Below are 13356 nucleotides of genomic sequence, written 5' to 3' on the forward strand. Positions count from 1 at the left end.
CCCATGGCCGCCTTGCCCCTGCGTGCGCTCACGCTGCGCCAGCTGCAGTGTTTCTCGGTGCTGGTCGAGGAAGGGCACTTCGGCCGCGCGGCGCGCCGGCTCGCCATCACGCAGCCCGCGCTGAGCAACGCGATCAAGCAGATGGAAAAGCTGCTCGGCGCCGAGCTGCTGACCCGCTCCACCCACCGGCTCGAACTCACGCCGGTCGGCGCCGAGGTGCTGGCGCGCACCGATTTCCTGGTCCACACCTTCGAGGTGGCGCTGCGCGACATCGAGAGCACGGTGCAGCGCGGCCGGGCCTACGTGCGCGTGGGCGTGATCCCCTCGGCCAGCGCGCGCGTCGCGGCGGCGGCGGCCGGCTTCCTGAAGCAGCGCGGCGAGGTGGAGCTGGCCTGGCGCGACGCACCCTCCACGGTGCTGCTGGCCGAGCTGCGCAGCGGCCAGCTCGACATGGCCGTGGCCGCGATCACCGAACCGCCGGGCGGCCTGGAATGCATCGACCTGTTCCGCGACCCGCTGGTGCTCGTGGTGCGCAGTGACCACGCGCTGGCGGCGGCCGGCGAGGCGCGATGGGAGGCCATCGGCAGCGAGCGCCTCGTGCTGTTCGAAAGCGGCAGCATGCCGGCGCTGGGCGACCCGGCGCGCGCGCAGTTCGCGCAGGGCGCGCAGCCGTACCGCGTGAGCTATTCCGAAACGCTCTACGCGCTGGTGCGCAGCGGGCAGGCGCTGGGGCTGATGCCGCAGCTGTACACCTCGTCGCTGCGCGACCCCGAGCTGGCCGTGGTGCCGCTGTCGGCGCCGCGCATCGAGCGGCGCGTGGTGCTGGCCTACCTGCCGGGGCCGATGCGCAATGTGGCGGCGCAGGAACTCATCGGGTTCCTGCGCGAGCGGCTGCCGCAGGCCTAGGCAGTCTCCAGCATTGCCATGCGCGTTTCGCTGCTGAAACGCTCCAGCGTCCAGCCTTCGCCGAGCATGAACATGCGCGTGTGCAACTGCGACAGCGTGTCGCCATCCACTTCGTCGCCCAGGTAGCTCAGCCGTTTCTCGCGCAGGTCGACAAAGCCCGTCGTGTAGTCGCGCCCCAGGCGCAGCCACAGCGCGTGCGCGCCCGGCGACTGGCGCGCGCCGCTCATCAGGCACATGCCGCTGCCCAGCGCCCAGCGGTACACGGCCGTGGCCAGCCCGCGCCGCTGGTAGGCGGGGTCGTACTGCGAATGCGGCGCGCGGATGTGGCGGTCGGCGCGGCGGTCGAGCTCGATGAGGCGGTTGAACACGGTGTAGCCGACCAGCCGCTGGTGGCGCACGTCCTCGATGTACACGTAGGTCTCGCCGTCGGCCTCGCGAAAGCGCGCGCGCAGGTCGGGGTCGTCCAGGCGCAGCGCGGGCAGGTCCTGCACGCGCTCGCCCATCGCGCGCATGCGCTCGTACACGGGCGTCAGCGGCTCGCTCGGGCGACCCTTCTTCGGATCGACGTCGATGCGCAGCTCGGCCGGCCGCAGCAGGCGGCGGCGCAGCGCGTCGAACGACAGCCATGCGGGCCAGGGCGGCAGGGCAGGCGAAGGCGAAAAAGAGACGGAAGGGGAGCAGGCAAGAGCCACCACGGGGAAATCCTCACGACGAAACACGACGGCGAAGCGGGCGAGGTCCTTCCGCGCGGCACGGGGCCGGAGGCGGGAAGAAGGTCGGACGCTGGGAGAAGTGGTGCGTCGCCCGGGCGGATCAAAGCCAGGACGCGCGACCGCGCGGGGCGGGTGCCCGACGGTCGATGTGCGCTGAAGAGAAAAGGAGGCTGACCGCCGGGCTCAGGGATGTGCGAGGGTCTGCTGCGACCTCGCCGTCATCGCCGCGGGTGCGCGCACGCGCGCGTCGCCCGGGGCCGCAGAGGCCGCCGCGCGATCGAAACCGGGGATGAAAACCATGACGTTCATAGGGTCGATTGTAGGAAGCCGGGGGTGTTCGGGCAACCAAAGCCCCCGCGGTCTCTGCCAGATTGAACGCGGGTTGCGCTCAGTGAAGTTCGTCGGCCGCGTGGATCGTCTCGCGCACGCGCGGGTAAATCTGCGTGTTCCATTTGCTGCCGCTGAACACGCCGTAGTGCCCCACGCCGGCCTGCAGGTGGTGCGTCTTGAGGTACGGGCGGATGCCGCTGCACAGGTCTTGCGCGGCCACGGTCTGGCCGACCGCGCAGATGTCGTCGCGCTCGCCTTCCACCGTGAGCAACGCAGTGCGCCGGATCGCCGCGGGGTTCACCGTGCGCCCGGCCACGGTGAGTACGCCGCGCGGCAGGTCGTAGGTCTGGAACACGCGCTCGACGGTCTCCAGGTAGAACTCGGCCGGCAGGTCGTTCACCGCCAGGTACTCGTCGTAGAACTCGGCGATGGTGCGGGCCTTGTCGAGCTCGCCTTCGACCAGCAGGCGCTCCATGTCCTCGAACTGCTTCTTGTGGCGCTCGGGGTTCATGCTCATGAAGGCAGTGAGCTGCAGGAAGCCGGGGTACACGCGCCGCATCGCGCCCGCATGCGGCCACGGCACATGGCTGATGAGGTTGCGGCGGAACCACTCGATGGGCTTGCTGGTCGCGAGCACGTTCACGCCGGTCGGGTTGATGCGGCAATCGACCGGTCCCGCCATCAGCGTGAGGCTGCGCGGCGTGGCCGGGTGGTCGTCTTCCGCCATGAGCGCGGTCGCGGCCAGCGCGGCCACGCAGGGCTGGCACACGGCGACCATGTGCGCGCCCGGGCCCACGGCCTCGACAAAGCGCATCAGCTGCAGCGTGTAGTCGTCCAGCCCGAAGCGGCCCTGCCACAGCGGCACGTCGCGCGCGTTGTGCCAGTCGGTCAGGTACACGTCGTGATCGCGCAGCAGCGTGCGCACGGTTTCGCGCAGCAGCGTGGCGAAATGGCCCGACAGTGGTGCGACCAGCAGCACGCGGGGGTGCACCGCTTCGGTGTGTGCCTTGCGAAAGTGCAACAGCGTCCCGAAAGGCGAGACCAGCGCGACCTCTTCGTGCACGGGCACGTCGGCGCCGTCGACCACCACGCTGTCGATGCCGTAGGCCGGCCGCGTGTGGGTGAGCCGCATGCGCGAGAAGACCTCGCAGCGCGCGGCCATGCGCCGCAGCGCGGTGCGCTCGGTGCCGTCCTGCCAGAGGGCGCGGCCCAGGTACTGCGCGGTGAGCCGCCATGGCGAGAGCAGGTCGGCCTGGTTCTGGTAAGCGCGGTACAGCATGCACGGGTTGCAGGCAAGTTGCGGGCCAACAAGCACAACAACTCGTGGCACGGCGCTTGCACACAGCACGCATCGTCCAAGGAGTGTCGCGATGGCCAAACCCGTTCTCACGATCAGCAGCAAGAACTACGGCGCCTGGGCGCTGCGCGGCTGGCTGATGTGCAGGCTCGCGGGGCTGGACTTCAGCGAGAAGGTCATCCCGCCCGACGACCCGGCCATGAAGGCCGAGATGCTGCTGCTGTCGTCGTCGATGCTGGTGCCCTCGCTGCAGCACGGCGGCATCAAGGTGTGGGACACGCTGGCCATCGGCGAGTACCTCAACGAGATCAAGCCCAAGGCCGGCCTGCTGCCCGCCGACGCCGCGGCGCGCGCGCACTGCCGCGCCATCTGCGGCGAGATGCACTCGGGCTTCGCCTCGATGCGCGGCGCGCTGCCGATGAACATCAAGGCCCGCTTCAAGAACTTCAAGGTGTGGTCGCGCGCGCAGGGCGACATCGACCGCATCGTCGCCATCTGGCGCGAGTGCCTGAAGGCCTACGGCGGCCCGTTCCTCTTCGGCAAGCAGCCCGGCATGGCCGACGCGATGTACGCGCCCGTGGTCACGCGCTTCCTGAGCTACGACGTGGCGCTGGACAGCGTGTGCGCCGCGTACTGCAAGCGCGTGATGGAGCTGCCCGCCATGAAGGAATGGGTGGCCGCTGCGCTGCAGGAGCCCGACGAGATCGACGAGCTCGACGCGGAGTTCTGACGCTGCTTCTTTAGGCGCTCGCGGGCGGCAGGCCGAGGCCGTCCTGCCGCAGCCGGCGCTCGATGCTCTGCGCAGCTTGCTGCAGGTCGCCCAGGTGCGCCGACACGATCTCGCGTTCGCTCTTCACCGCCGGCAGCCACGCGCAGCTGAGGCAGCCCACCACCTGATCGCCCAGCCGCACCGGCACCGACACCGCGCCGAAGCGGTCGGGCGAGTCGAGGCTGGTGGATGTGGGGTCGCGCGCCGCGTAGCCCTGGTCGCGCGCATGCGCCACCATGCGGCGGATGCTGTCGGGGCGTCGCGCGCCGCGGTCGAAATCGTTCGGTGAACGCGCCAGCGCCGCAACGATTTCTCGCCGCTCATCCTCGGGGCAGAACGCGAGGTAGCAGCGCCCGAGCGACGACAGCAGCATCGGCGGGCGAAAGCCCAGCGCGCGGTAGTTCACCGCCAGCCCGTTGCGCGGCCGGTCGGTGTCGAGGATGAGCATCGCCGTGCCGTCGCGCACGCCCAGGTCGATCGGCCACGGCACCAGCCGCTGCAGCGTGGCGCGCGGCGATGCGGCCAGGGCCGTGAGCCGCGTGCGCCATGCCGCCGCAGCGCCCGACTGGCCGGTGGCCGAGGTGGGCACGTAGCGTTTTTCCAGCTCGTTGCGCTCCACCCAGCCGGCCTGTTGCAGCGTCTTCAGGATGCGCAGCAGCGTGGCTTTCGACAGGCCGGTCTGCCGGTGCAGCTCCTGCAGCGTGACGGCCGACGAACGCTGGATGGCCAGCATCACGTCGAGCCCGCGGCGCAGGGCATCGATCGACTTCACGCTGTGCGCGCCGCTGGTGTCCGACATGTCGCCTCCAAAGAAAAAAGGTTCACTCAGTGAAACTATATCTTCTGGCCACGCGGCGCCATTCCTACAGTCCGACGACACCCCCACGTCGTCTCACCGAGAAGGAAAACGCAAGATGTTCCACCAACGAAACATGGTCCGTGCCGCTGCAGGAGCCATTCTTTTGCTGTGCGCCGCGACCGCGGCGCTGGCGCAATCGTGGCCCGCGAAGCCGATCACCCTGGTCGTCGCCTACCCGGCCGGCGGCGACACCGACGCTATCGCGCGCACCTACGCCGAGAAGCTCGCGCAGCGCCTGGGCCAGCCGGTGCTGGTCGACAACCGCCCGGGCGCGAGCGGCATGATCGGCAACGCCTGGGTCGCGAAGGCGCCGGCCGACGGCTACACGCTGCTCTTCACGCCCAGCACCTTCCCCATCGCGCAGCACGTGCTCAAGGCCGGCCCCGGCGTGGCGCACGACGTGGTGAAAGACTTCACCCCCATCGTCAAGACCGGCAACATCCCGGTGCTGATGGTCACGGCGCCCACGAGCGGCATCCAGACCGTGGCGCAGCTGGTGGCCGGCGCCAAGGCCGGCAAGGCCTTCACCTACGGCACGCCGGGCGCGGGCTCGCCGATGCACATCGCGGGCGAGCTCTTCAACAAGGACGCCGGCGTGGCCATTGCGCACGCGCCGTACCGCGGCGTGGCACCGGTGGTCAACGACACGCTGGGCGGCCACGTGAGCGTGGGCTGGATCACGCCCGGCGCGGTGGCGGGCCACATCGCCGCCGGCAAGCTGGTGCCGCTGGCCGTGGCCGAGCGCCAGCGCACGAAGCTCATGCCCAACGTGCCCACCTTCCTGGAGCTGGGCTACCGCGACATGGACGTGAGCGCCTGGATGGGCCTGCTCGGGCCGAAAGCGATGCCAGCCGAGGTCGTGCAGACGCTGAATCGCCACGTCAACGAGATTTTGAAGATGCCCGACGTGCAGGCCCGCATGGCCGCGCTGGGCATCGAGCCCGTGGGCGGCGAGCCGGCCGTGCTGGCCCGCCAGATCGCCGACGACGACCAGCGCTTCGGCCGGCTGGTGCGCGAGTTCGGCATCCGCGCCGACTGACCCTACACACCCGCAGACAAGGAGACGATGCATGTTGAGCGAAGAAAAGAACCGCCTGCTGACCGAAGTGGGTCCGGGCAAGCCCATGGGCGACTACCTGCGCCGCTACTGGCACCCGATCGCCGGCGCCAGCGAGTTCGACGACAAGGCCGTGAAGCCGCTGCGCATCCTCGGCGAGGATCTCGTGCTCTACAAGGACCTGAGCGGCAACTACGGCCTCGTCGACCGGCGCTGCCCGCACCGCAACGCCGACATGTCGTACGGCTACGTCGAGAAGTGCGGCCTGCGCTGCAGCTACCACGGCTGGCAGTACGACACCAGCGGCCAGTGCATCCACCAGCCGTTTGAAGAAACGCTGGACCCCGACGCGCGCATGCGCAAGAACACGAAGATCAAGGCCTACCCCGTGCAGGAAAAGGCCGGCCTGCTGTGGGCCTACATGGGCCCGCAGCCCGCGCCGCTGCTGCCCGACTGGGAGCTCTTCAACTGCAAGAACGGTTTCGCGCAGGCCGTGTTTGCCGAGATTCCCTGCAACTGGTTCCAGTGCCAGGAGAACTCCATCGACCCCGTGCACTTCGAGTGGACGCACAACAACTGGACCACGCGCCTGCAGGGCGACGAAGGCCCCTACGTGCCCACGCACCTCAAGCTCGCCTTCGAGGAGTTCGAGCACGGCTTCGTCTACAAGCGCCTGCGCGGCGGCGAGCGCGAAGACAACGTGATGTGGACCACCGGCCGTGTCACGCTGTGGCCCAACGGCTTCTTCCTGGGCCACCACTTCGAATGGCGCGTGCCCATCGACGACCACCACACGCTGAGCGTGTTGTGGGTGCTCAGCCGCGTGCCGACCGAGCAGGAGCCGTATGTGCAGGAACGCATTCCCTCGTGGTACGGCCCCATCAAGGACCCGGCCACGGGCCGCTGGATCACCAGCCACGTCGCCAACCAGGACTTCGTGGTCTGGGTTGGGCAGGGCACCGTCACCGACCGCACGCGCGAGAAGTTGGGCCAGAGCGACAAGGGCATCGTGATGATGCGCCGGCGCTTCTTCGAAGAACTCGAGTCGATGCAGTCCGACCCGGCGCACGAGCCCAAGGGCCTGATCCGCGACCCCGAGAAGAACCGCGACGTGTTCCTGCCATCGGCCTGCCGCGACGAGATGCTGCACGGCCTGCCGCGCGAGGAGCTGGCCGCGCATCCGCTGCTGGGGCCGTATCTGAAGGACTTCTTCGGGCAGGCCGGGCAGCCTGACGACGTGCGCGCGGCGTATGAGCAGGCCATCGGGCAGAAGGTCGAAGGGGCGCAGTTCTTCAAGGTCCACGGCGGCACATCGGACGCCGAGGTGGAAACGCAAGAGGCTGCGTAACGCACGCCGCGATCCGGGTCTTTGCGCCGGGGCTCGCCTCGACGCGAACGGCGTGTGAACATCCCAGGTCGGGAGCACACGCCGTGAAGTTTCGTGATCGCGCACAGGCCGGCCGCCAGCTCGCTGCCTTGCTGCAGCGGCGCGGCGGTTTTGCGGACGCCGTGGTGCTGGCGCTGCCGCGCGGCGGCGTGCCGGTGGCCTTCGAGGTGGCCCGCGCGCTGCGCTTGCCGCTCGACGTGCTGGTAGTGCGCAAGCTGGGCCTGCCTGAACAGCCCGAGTACGCCTTCGGCGCGCTCGCGGGCGACGGCGTGCCCGAGATCGACGAACACCTGGTGCGCACGCTGGACCTGCGGCCTTCGGAGATCGATGCCGTGGTCCGTGCTGAACTCGCCGAGTTGGCGCGTCGCACGCAGGTCTATCGCGGCGATCGCTCAGAGTGCGACGTGCAAGGTCGCACGGTGCTCGTGATCGACGACGGACTCGCCACCGGTGCCACGATGCGCGCCGCGGTTCGCGGGCTGCGGCGGCAGGGCGCCGGCACCGTGATCGCCGCCGTGCCCGTGGCGTCGCCCGAGGCCTGCGAGGCTTTGCAGCGCGAAGCCGACGACGTGCTGTGCGTGCGCTGTCCCACGGTGTTCCGGGCGGTTGGCGCCTGGTATGAAGACTTCTCGCAGACGACGGATGAAGAAGTCTGCGCGCTGCTGGCGCAGTCCTAGCGCCTGAACATCCGCAGATCGAGCGCGCTCTCTTCGCCCAGCCACATCGCATGCGCGGTGTGGTCCGCGAAGTCGTCGCCGGTCACGCCGTGCACGAAGATGTCCAGGCCGTTGCGGTTGGCGTCGAGCCAGCCGATGACTTCGTCGAACTCGGCGGCGTCGAAGGCGAGCTGGCAGCTCCAGTGCGGGTGCGGGCCGACGAGGCGTTCGTGCACGCGGCCCACCACCACCATCAGCTCGCGGCCGGCGCGCTCGCTGAGTTCGCGCGCCTGCGCCAGCGTGGCGGGGGCGAAGTAGATGTGGGCGTGGTACTGGGCGTAGAGGTTTTCGGGGCGGCGCGGCATGGTGGGCTCATTGTGAACCGAGGCGGAAGCGTCCGCTGTAGCGAAACACGTCGCCGAACCAGCGGTGGCGCAGCAGCATCTTCATCGTGAAGTGGTCGGGGTCGGACGGATCGGGCCGTTCCTCGACGTAGGCGGTGCCGAGCAAGAGGCCCAGCGGCAGCGGAATGCGCAGCCCCGCGAGGCGCCAGATGTAGCCACGGTCGCGGAACACCAGCGCGCCGTCTTCCGCGCTCACCGCCAGGCGCATGCCGATGCCGAAGCGCACGTATTCGATCACCTCGCTGCCTTGCGCCGCGTCGTGTTCCATGTGCGAGCGGAAATGGAAAGGCGGCCTGCCCGGGAAGTGGAAGACGCGGTCCCAGTAGAGGTGGGCGTTGTCAGGGTGGCAGCGGTAGTGCACCTCGATCGGCACCTGGGTACCCTGGTGCGGAACCAGCGCGCCGAACAGCCGGCCGAAGGGCATCAGCAGCGCGGCCCACGGGGCGTGCCAGACCTCGCTCATCGTGCCGCGCACGCACACGTAATCGTCGGAGAACGGCGCCATCGTGTAGTGGCGGCGAATCACGTCGCCGAGCTGGCCCCACGCGGTGCCGAGCGCCTGCTGGAAGACGGGTGGCGCGCTCATTCCGCCACCGCCTGGGTGGCTTCGCTGCGCGCCTTGTAGAAGCGCAGGATGTTCTCGGAGGCGTCGCCAAGCAGGAACTGCATGACCGGGTCCGCGTACCAGTTGAAGCGCGTGCTCAGCCGCCACGACACCGCGACGCGCAGCTCGGTGCCGCCGTCGCGCGGTGTCAGGGTGTAGGTGGCGTCGCGCAGGTCGAAGTACTGGCCGCCGATCATCACGTGGTCGTCGAGCGCGCCGGCGGGAAAGGAGTCGGGCGTGAAGCGGAAGCGCCACTTCAGCAGGCGATCGGGCTGCCACTCGGTGACGACCTCTTCGAAGTGCACGTTCTTCTGCCATTGCACCTGGCGCACGCGGCCCTCGGGCGTGTCGACGGTCACGCCCGACACCGGCATCGGCACGCCGACGCGGTAGGCCCACGCGTCGCCGACTTCGCTGGGGCGGATGTCGCGCGCGGCGTTGAGCTCGTGCCACACGCGCCCGGCCGGCGCCGCGATGAAGAGCGTGCGCGAGGTGTTCGAGAACTGGTCGGGGTTGGGCCATTGCGGCTCGATGCCGCCGAGCAGCAGCGGCACCAGGGCAAAGCTGTAGAGCGCGGGCTTGGGCCAGTTGGTGATGCGGCACACGATGCCCATGGCCAGCCCGCCGACGCTGCCCATCACCGCGAACAGCGGCACGATGAAGGCGGCGCAGATGATGCCCTCGATGAACACCATCAGCGTGCCGCCGACGAACAGCGCAGTGGCCACCCACGGCGCCCAGAGGTAGTAGCCCCAGCTGCGCCGTTCGATGCGCTCGGCCAGGTACACCGTGACCGCGCCGCACGCCGCGGGCGCGAAATAGACGAAGGAGCCCAGCATGGCCGAGAAGGGCTGGCCGGGGCCGCCGCTGAAGACGAGGCGCAGCACGAGCGCCAGCGCCGCGCCGGCGAACATGGGCCAGAACCAGCCGAAGGGCATGCCGCGCACGGGCTTGGGGGTCGGCACGTCGTCGTTGGCAGGCAGGTCGGCGAGTTTGCTTTCTTCGGGCTCGGTGCGCATGGAAATCTCTTCTCCTCTTTTTGTGATGTCTCAGCTGGCGCTGCGCCGGGCCGTCACCATGGCGTAGTCGAAGTCGCGCCAGAACATGCCCAGCGCGAGCGCGCAGTAGCTGGCGACGATGTGCTTGCGGCGCCAGGGGCTGAGCCTGCCGCGCGCCTTCCACAGTTCGGCCAGCGTGAAGCGCGTGGCCAGCACGGGGATGTGCAGCGCGCTCGGTGCCACGCGCCAACGCAGCGAGGTGAACTCGATGTCCTCGAAGCCGTGCGCGCGCAGCGCGGCCGTGAAGTCGTCGCGCACCGCCAGTGTGGGCACGGCCCAGCTGTCGGCCCACAGGCGGTGCAGCCAGCCCGCGAGGCGGCCCGGCCGGCGTCGCAGCAGGAAGCCGTCGACCACCACCAGCCGCGCGCCGGGCTTGAGCAGCCGCGCGGCCTCGCGCACGAAGTCGGCCTTGGCGGTGCCTTCGGCGTAGCAGGCGCTTTCGAGCGCCCAGGCGCCGTCGGCCTGGGCGGCGGGCAGGCCGGTGCGGGTGTAGTCGGCCTCGACGTGCGCCACGCGGTCGGCCACGCCGGCCCGCGCGTCGAGCCGCGCGGCGATGCCGTTCTGCACCGGCACGTTGGTCACCGTGACCGCATGCAGCGCGGGGTCGTCGCCGACCAGCGTGCGCGAGGTGGCGCCGGCGCCGCAGCCCAGGTCGAGCACGCAGCGCGGGCCGGTGGTGGCGGCGGTGTCGAGCCGCAGCGCGCGGCCGACGGTGCGGTTCATCTCGATCAGCATGCCCTCGCGTCGCAGCGGGTTCAGGCCCAGGCGCCAGAAGCCGAAGTGCATGTTGTAGCTGGGGCTCCAGGCGCGGTAGTCGTCGGCGACCTCGGTGAAGTAGTCCTGCGTGTCCTCGCGGCTCACGTGGCCTTCGACCGCGGGCGGCGCAGGCCGCGCAGTGCCGGGCAGGCGGAAGTCGGGCTGGAAGACGTCGGGCATCGGAAACTCCTTCGGACGTGGGTGTGACAGCGTGGGTTTTTTAGAGCTTGCAGTGGTCGTCAGCGCAGGTGGCCGGCGCGATCGCACCGTGCCCCGCGAGCCGCAGGACCAGCCAGCGCGGCAGCCGGTAGCGGTTGCGCGCCAGCACTGCATACGCGCGGTCGGCCAGCCGGCCGACCACCGGCAGGTCGAGCACGGCGCCGCCGGCCGGCAGGCCCACCGCGGCGCGACAGGCGCGGATGGCATCCACGCCCACGCGCAGCCGGCCTGCGGCATCGACCGCGTGCAGCGAGCGCATCAGCACCTCGCGCGGCGCCGGGCCGTTTGCGAAACCGATGGGCGAGCAGTCGACCAGGCGCAGCCGCTTGGCACTGTCGCGCGCCTGCATGGCGCCCATCTCGGCCGTGCACAGCGGGCAGGTGGCGTCGAAGTAGACGGTGAGCGGGTAGGTGGCGGGGGCGAAGCGGGTCATGGTGCTTTCGGTTCTCGATATTTCAGTCAAAACAGAAATAAGAGGGCAAAAAAAAGGACGCGGCCTTTCTCAGATCATGGGCAGGCTGGCGTGGTGCGCGTCGGGGTCGTCGCCCTTGCCCGCGCCAGGAGGGGCGGGGGGCGGTGGGCTGTCGCCGCGCACGAACTTCTGCACGCTGGCGCCGAGCGTGAGCACCTTGTCGAGCGTGCCGGGCGACAGCCGCAGCATCTCGTCGGCCCAGGTGGCGAGCTTGGTCATGAGGTCCATGGTGGAGCGGATGCGGTCCTGCGCATCGGGCGGCTCCTTCTGGAAATCGGGGCTGGCGACGATCTCGCGCAGCACGCGGATGGTGGGGTCGAACTCGCGCTCCTTGCGCTCGCGCACCACGGTGCGGAACAGCTCCCACACGTCGACGCTGGTCTCGAAGTAGTCGCGCCGGTCGCCCAGCGTGTGGGTGACGCGCACGAGGTTCCAGGCCTGCAGTTCCTTCAGGCTGTTGCTGACGTTGGACCGGGCCACGCCCAGCGTTTCCGACAGCTCTTCGGCGTGCATCGGCTTGCCGTGCGCGAAGAGCAGGGCGTGGATCTGCGAGACCGTGCGGTTCACGCCCCACATGGAGCCCATCTCGCCCCAGTGCAGGACGAACTTGCGTTGAATGTCGGTGAGTTCCATGGCGTCGAGTTTAGGAATTCCTGAATTTCTGTCAAGACAGAAACAAAAAACTCAGCATCTCGGGATCAAAAGTGAAATACTGTATGAATAAACAGTTGTTCGACTTGTTTCCTGTTTCCTTCCAAGGACTCGCCATGCCCGCCGCCCAGGTTCCCATCCACATCATCAAGGGCCGAGGCGCGGCCACGCGGCTCGCGCACCGGTTCTCCAAGGACGAACGCGACGCCTTCGACGACGGCTGGGGCACGCTGGAAGACGGCGAAGCCGAGGCCGCCGGGCTGCTGCCGCTGGCCACCGAGGTGCGCTTCGAGGACGTGAAGTCGGTGCTCAGCAGCAACGAGTCGCCCGACATCCCCTTCGATCGCTCGCTCAACCCGTACCGCGGCTGCGAGCACGGCTGCATCTACTGCTTTGCGCGGCCCACGCACAGCTACCTGAACCTGTCGCCCGGCCTCGACTTCGAGACCAAGCTCATCGCCAAGCGCAACCTCGTCGAGGTGCTGCGCGCCGAACTCGGGCGCAAGGGCTACCGCCCCAGCAACCTTGCGATCGGCACCGCCACCGACTGCTACCAGCCCATCGAGCGCGAGCTGCGGCTCACGCGCGGCGTGATCGAGCTGCTGAGCGAAGTGCGGCATCCGTTCGCGCTGGTCACCAAGTCGAGCGCGGTCGAGCGCGACCTCGACCTGATCGCGCCCATGGCCGCCGACCGGCTCGCGGCCGTGTACGTCACGATCACCACGCTCGACGGCGAGCTGGCGCGCAAGCTCGAGCCGCGCGCCGCCGCGCCGCACCGGCGGCTGCGCACCATCCGCACCCTGGCGGATGCTGGCGTGCCGGTGGGCGTGAGCGTGGCGCCGCAGATTCCGTTCATCACCGAGGACATGGAGCAGGTGCTCGAAGCCGCCTGGGAGGCCGGCGCACGCAGCGCCTTCTACACCGTGGTGCGCCTGCCGTGGGAGGTGGCGCCGCTCTTCAAGGAATGGCTCGAGCTGCACTATCCGCAGCGCGCCGAGCGCGTGATGGCGCGCATCCACGAGATGCGCGGCGGCAAGGACTACGACGCCGACTTCGCCACGCGCATGAAGGGCAGCGGCCTGTGGGCCGATCTGATCCACCAGCGCTTCCAGAAGGCGACACACCGGCTGGGCTTCAACCGCGAGCGGATCGCGCTCGACACCAGCGCGTTCCGCCCGCCCGGCGCGCAAGGGCAGGGCAGCCTGTTCTGAGTGCGAT

General features: G+C 69.5%; 15 protein-coding genes. 6 read left to right on the forward strand and 9 right to left on the reverse strand.

Annotated elements, in window-relative coordinates; translation table 11 throughout:
• The first annotated feature begins 3 nt into the window (after nucleotides 1-3).
• Complete coding sequence (locus AC1RGU_RS04560) at nucleotides 4-906, forward strand: LysR family transcriptional regulator (RefSeq protein ID WP_492695034.1); 903 nt, start codon at nucleotides 4-6, stop codon at nucleotides 904-906.
• Here AC1RGU_RS04560 and AC1RGU_RS04565 read toward each other — a convergent pair.
• Together AC1RGU_RS04565 and AC1RGU_RS04570 are read right to left on the reverse strand one after the other, a co-directional pair.
• Complete coding sequence (locus AC1RGU_RS04565; protein ID WP_492695036.1) at nucleotides 903-1601, reverse strand: N-acetyltransferase; 699 nt, start codon at nucleotides 1599-1601, stop codon at nucleotides 903-905. The genes AC1RGU_RS04560 and AC1RGU_RS04565 overlap by 4 nt on opposite strands.
• Nucleotides 1602-2007: 406 nt before the next feature.
• The gene (locus AC1RGU_RS04570) at nucleotides 2008-3228 is read right to left on the reverse strand and encodes a polyhydroxyalkanoate depolymerase (protein WP_492695038.1); all 1221 of its coding nucleotides are present in this window, start codon (nucleotides 3226-3228) and stop codon (nucleotides 2008-2010) included.
• 91 nt (nucleotides 3229-3319) lie between these two features.
• Between AC1RGU_RS04570 and AC1RGU_RS04575 the strand changes: the two genes are divergently transcribed.
• Nucleotides 3320-3976, forward strand: a complete 657-nt coding sequence (locus tag AC1RGU_RS04575; protein ID WP_062476661.1) for a glutathione S-transferase — start codon at nucleotides 3320-3322, stop codon at nucleotides 3974-3976.
• 10 nt (nucleotides 3977-3986) lie between these two features.
• On the opposite strand, the gene AC1RGU_RS04580 is transcribed toward AC1RGU_RS04575, so the two are convergent.
• The gene (locus AC1RGU_RS04580; RefSeq protein WP_307585898.1) at nucleotides 3987-4814 is read right to left on the reverse strand and encodes a helix-turn-helix domain-containing protein; all 828 of its coding nucleotides are present in this window, start codon (nucleotides 4812-4814) and stop codon (nucleotides 3987-3989) included.
• 115 nt (nucleotides 4815-4929) lie between these two features.
• Between AC1RGU_RS04580 and AC1RGU_RS04585 the strand changes: the two genes are divergently transcribed.
• The 3 genes from AC1RGU_RS04585 (at nucleotide 4930) to AC1RGU_RS04595 (ending at nucleotide 7995) form a co-directional block, all read left to right on the forward strand.
• Nucleotides 4930-5913: a tripartite tricarboxylate transporter substrate binding protein gene (locus AC1RGU_RS04585; protein ID WP_492695041.1), complete on the forward strand. Its 984-nt coding sequence runs from the start codon at nucleotides 4930-4932 to the stop codon at nucleotides 5911-5913.
• Nucleotides 5914-5944: 31 nt separating this feature from the next.
• Complete coding sequence (locus AC1RGU_RS04590) at nucleotides 5945-7279, forward strand: Rieske 2Fe-2S domain-containing protein (protein WP_492695043.1); 1335 nt, start codon at nucleotides 5945-5947, stop codon at nucleotides 7277-7279.
• 83 nt (nucleotides 7280-7362) lie between these two features.
• On the forward strand, nucleotides 7363-7995 hold the full coding sequence (locus tag AC1RGU_RS04595) for a phosphoribosyltransferase (RefSeq protein ID WP_492695045.1): 633 nt from the start codon (nucleotides 7363-7365) through the stop codon (nucleotides 7993-7995).
• Here the strand turns inward: AC1RGU_RS04595 and AC1RGU_RS04600 are convergent.
• The 6 genes from AC1RGU_RS04600 to AC1RGU_RS04625 form a co-directional block, all read right to left on the reverse strand.
• On the reverse strand, nucleotides 7992-8339 hold the full coding sequence (locus AC1RGU_RS04600) for a DOPA 4,5-dioxygenase family protein (RefSeq protein ID WP_070059711.1): 348 nt from the start codon (nucleotides 8337-8339) through the stop codon (nucleotides 7992-7994). The two genes, AC1RGU_RS04595 and AC1RGU_RS04600, sit on opposite strands and share 4 nt — an antisense overlap.
• A gap of 7 nt (nucleotides 8340-8346) precedes the next feature.
• Complete coding sequence (locus tag AC1RGU_RS04605) at nucleotides 8347-8964, reverse strand: DUF4166 domain-containing protein (RefSeq protein ID WP_492695048.1); 618 nt, start codon at nucleotides 8962-8964, stop codon at nucleotides 8347-8349.
• Complete coding sequence (locus tag AC1RGU_RS04610; RefSeq protein WP_492695050.1) at nucleotides 8961-10001, reverse strand: SRPBCC family protein; 1041 nt, start codon at nucleotides 9999-10001, stop codon at nucleotides 8961-8963. Before AC1RGU_RS04610 ends, AC1RGU_RS04605 begins: the two co-directional genes overlap by 4 nt.
• Before the next feature lie 30 nt (nucleotides 10002-10031).
• Nucleotides 10032-10976 (reverse strand): SAM-dependent methyltransferase, encoded by a 945-nt coding sequence (locus tag AC1RGU_RS04615; RefSeq protein WP_492695052.1) that lies wholly within the window; start codon nucleotides 10974-10976, stop codon nucleotides 10032-10034.
• Between the two features lie 40 nt (nucleotides 10977-11016).
• Nucleotides 11017-11448 carry a thiol-disulfide oxidoreductase DCC family protein gene (locus tag AC1RGU_RS04620; protein WP_492695054.1) on the reverse strand — a complete coding sequence of 144 codons (432 nt, stop codon included), beginning with the start codon at nucleotides 11446-11448 and terminating at the stop codon, nucleotides 11017-11019.
• Nucleotides 11449-11517: 69 nt separating this feature from the next.
• Nucleotides 11518-12120: a GbsR/MarR family transcriptional regulator gene (locus AC1RGU_RS04625; RefSeq protein ID WP_354347325.1), complete on the reverse strand. Its 603-nt coding sequence runs from the start codon at nucleotides 12118-12120 to the stop codon at nucleotides 11518-11520.
• 134 nt (nucleotides 12121-12254) lie between these two features.
• On the opposite strand from AC1RGU_RS04625, the gene AC1RGU_RS04630 reads away from it, so the two are divergent.
• Nucleotides 12255-13349 (forward strand): PA0069 family radical SAM protein, encoded by a 1095-nt coding sequence (locus tag AC1RGU_RS04630; RefSeq protein WP_492695056.1) that lies wholly within the window; start codon nucleotides 12255-12257, stop codon nucleotides 13347-13349.
• Nucleotides 13350-13356: the final 7 nt, after the last annotated feature.

The organism is Variovorax sp. GW823-FHT02B07 (assembly GCF_058797695.1).

Coding starts and splice junctions, on each gene's coding strand:
- AC1RGU_RS04560 (WP_492695034.1), top strand. CDS start 4: ATGGCCGCCTTGCCCCTGCGTGCGCTCACGCTGCGCCAGCTGCAGTGT.
- AC1RGU_RS04600 (WP_070059711.1), bottom strand. CDS start 8,339: ATGCCGCGCCGCCCCGAAAACCTCTACGCCCAGTACCACGCCCACATC.
- AC1RGU_RS04630 (WP_492695056.1), top strand. CDS start 12,255: ATGCCCGCCGCCCAGGTTCCCATCCACATCATCAAGGGCCGAGGCGCG.
- AC1RGU_RS04620 (WP_492695054.1), bottom strand. CDS start 11,448: ATGACCCGCTTCGCCCCCGCCACCTACCCGCTCACCGTCTACTTCGAC.
- AC1RGU_RS04605 (WP_492695048.1), bottom strand. CDS start 8,964: ATGAGCGCGCCACCCGTCTTCCAGCAGGCGCTCGGCACCGCGTGGGGC.
- AC1RGU_RS04585 (WP_492695041.1), top strand. CDS start 4,930: ATGTTCCACCAACGAAACATGGTCCGTGCCGCTGCAGGAGCCATTCTT.
- AC1RGU_RS04570 (WP_492695038.1), bottom strand. CDS start 3,228: ATGCTGTACCGCGCTTACCAGAACCAGGCCGACCTGCTCTCGCCATGG.
- AC1RGU_RS04590 (WP_492695043.1), top strand. CDS start 5,945: ATGTTGAGCGAAGAAAAGAACCGCCTGCTGACCGAAGTGGGTCCGGGC.
- AC1RGU_RS04615 (WP_492695052.1), bottom strand. CDS start 10,976: ATGCCCGACGTCTTCCAGCCCGACTTCCGCCTGCCCGGCACTGCGCGG.
- AC1RGU_RS04610 (WP_492695050.1), bottom strand. CDS start 10,001: ATGCGCACCGAGCCCGAAGAAAGCAAACTCGCCGACCTGCCTGCCAAC.
- AC1RGU_RS04625 (WP_354347325.1), bottom strand. CDS start 12,120: ATGGAACTCACCGACATTCAACGCAAGTTCGTCCTGCACTGGGGCGAG.
- AC1RGU_RS04580 (WP_307585898.1), bottom strand. CDS start 4,814: ATGTCGGACACCAGCGGCGCGCACAGCGTGAAGTCGATCGATGCCCTG.
- AC1RGU_RS04575 (WP_062476661.1), top strand. CDS start 3,320: ATGGCCAAACCCGTTCTCACGATCAGCAGCAAGAACTACGGCGCCTGG.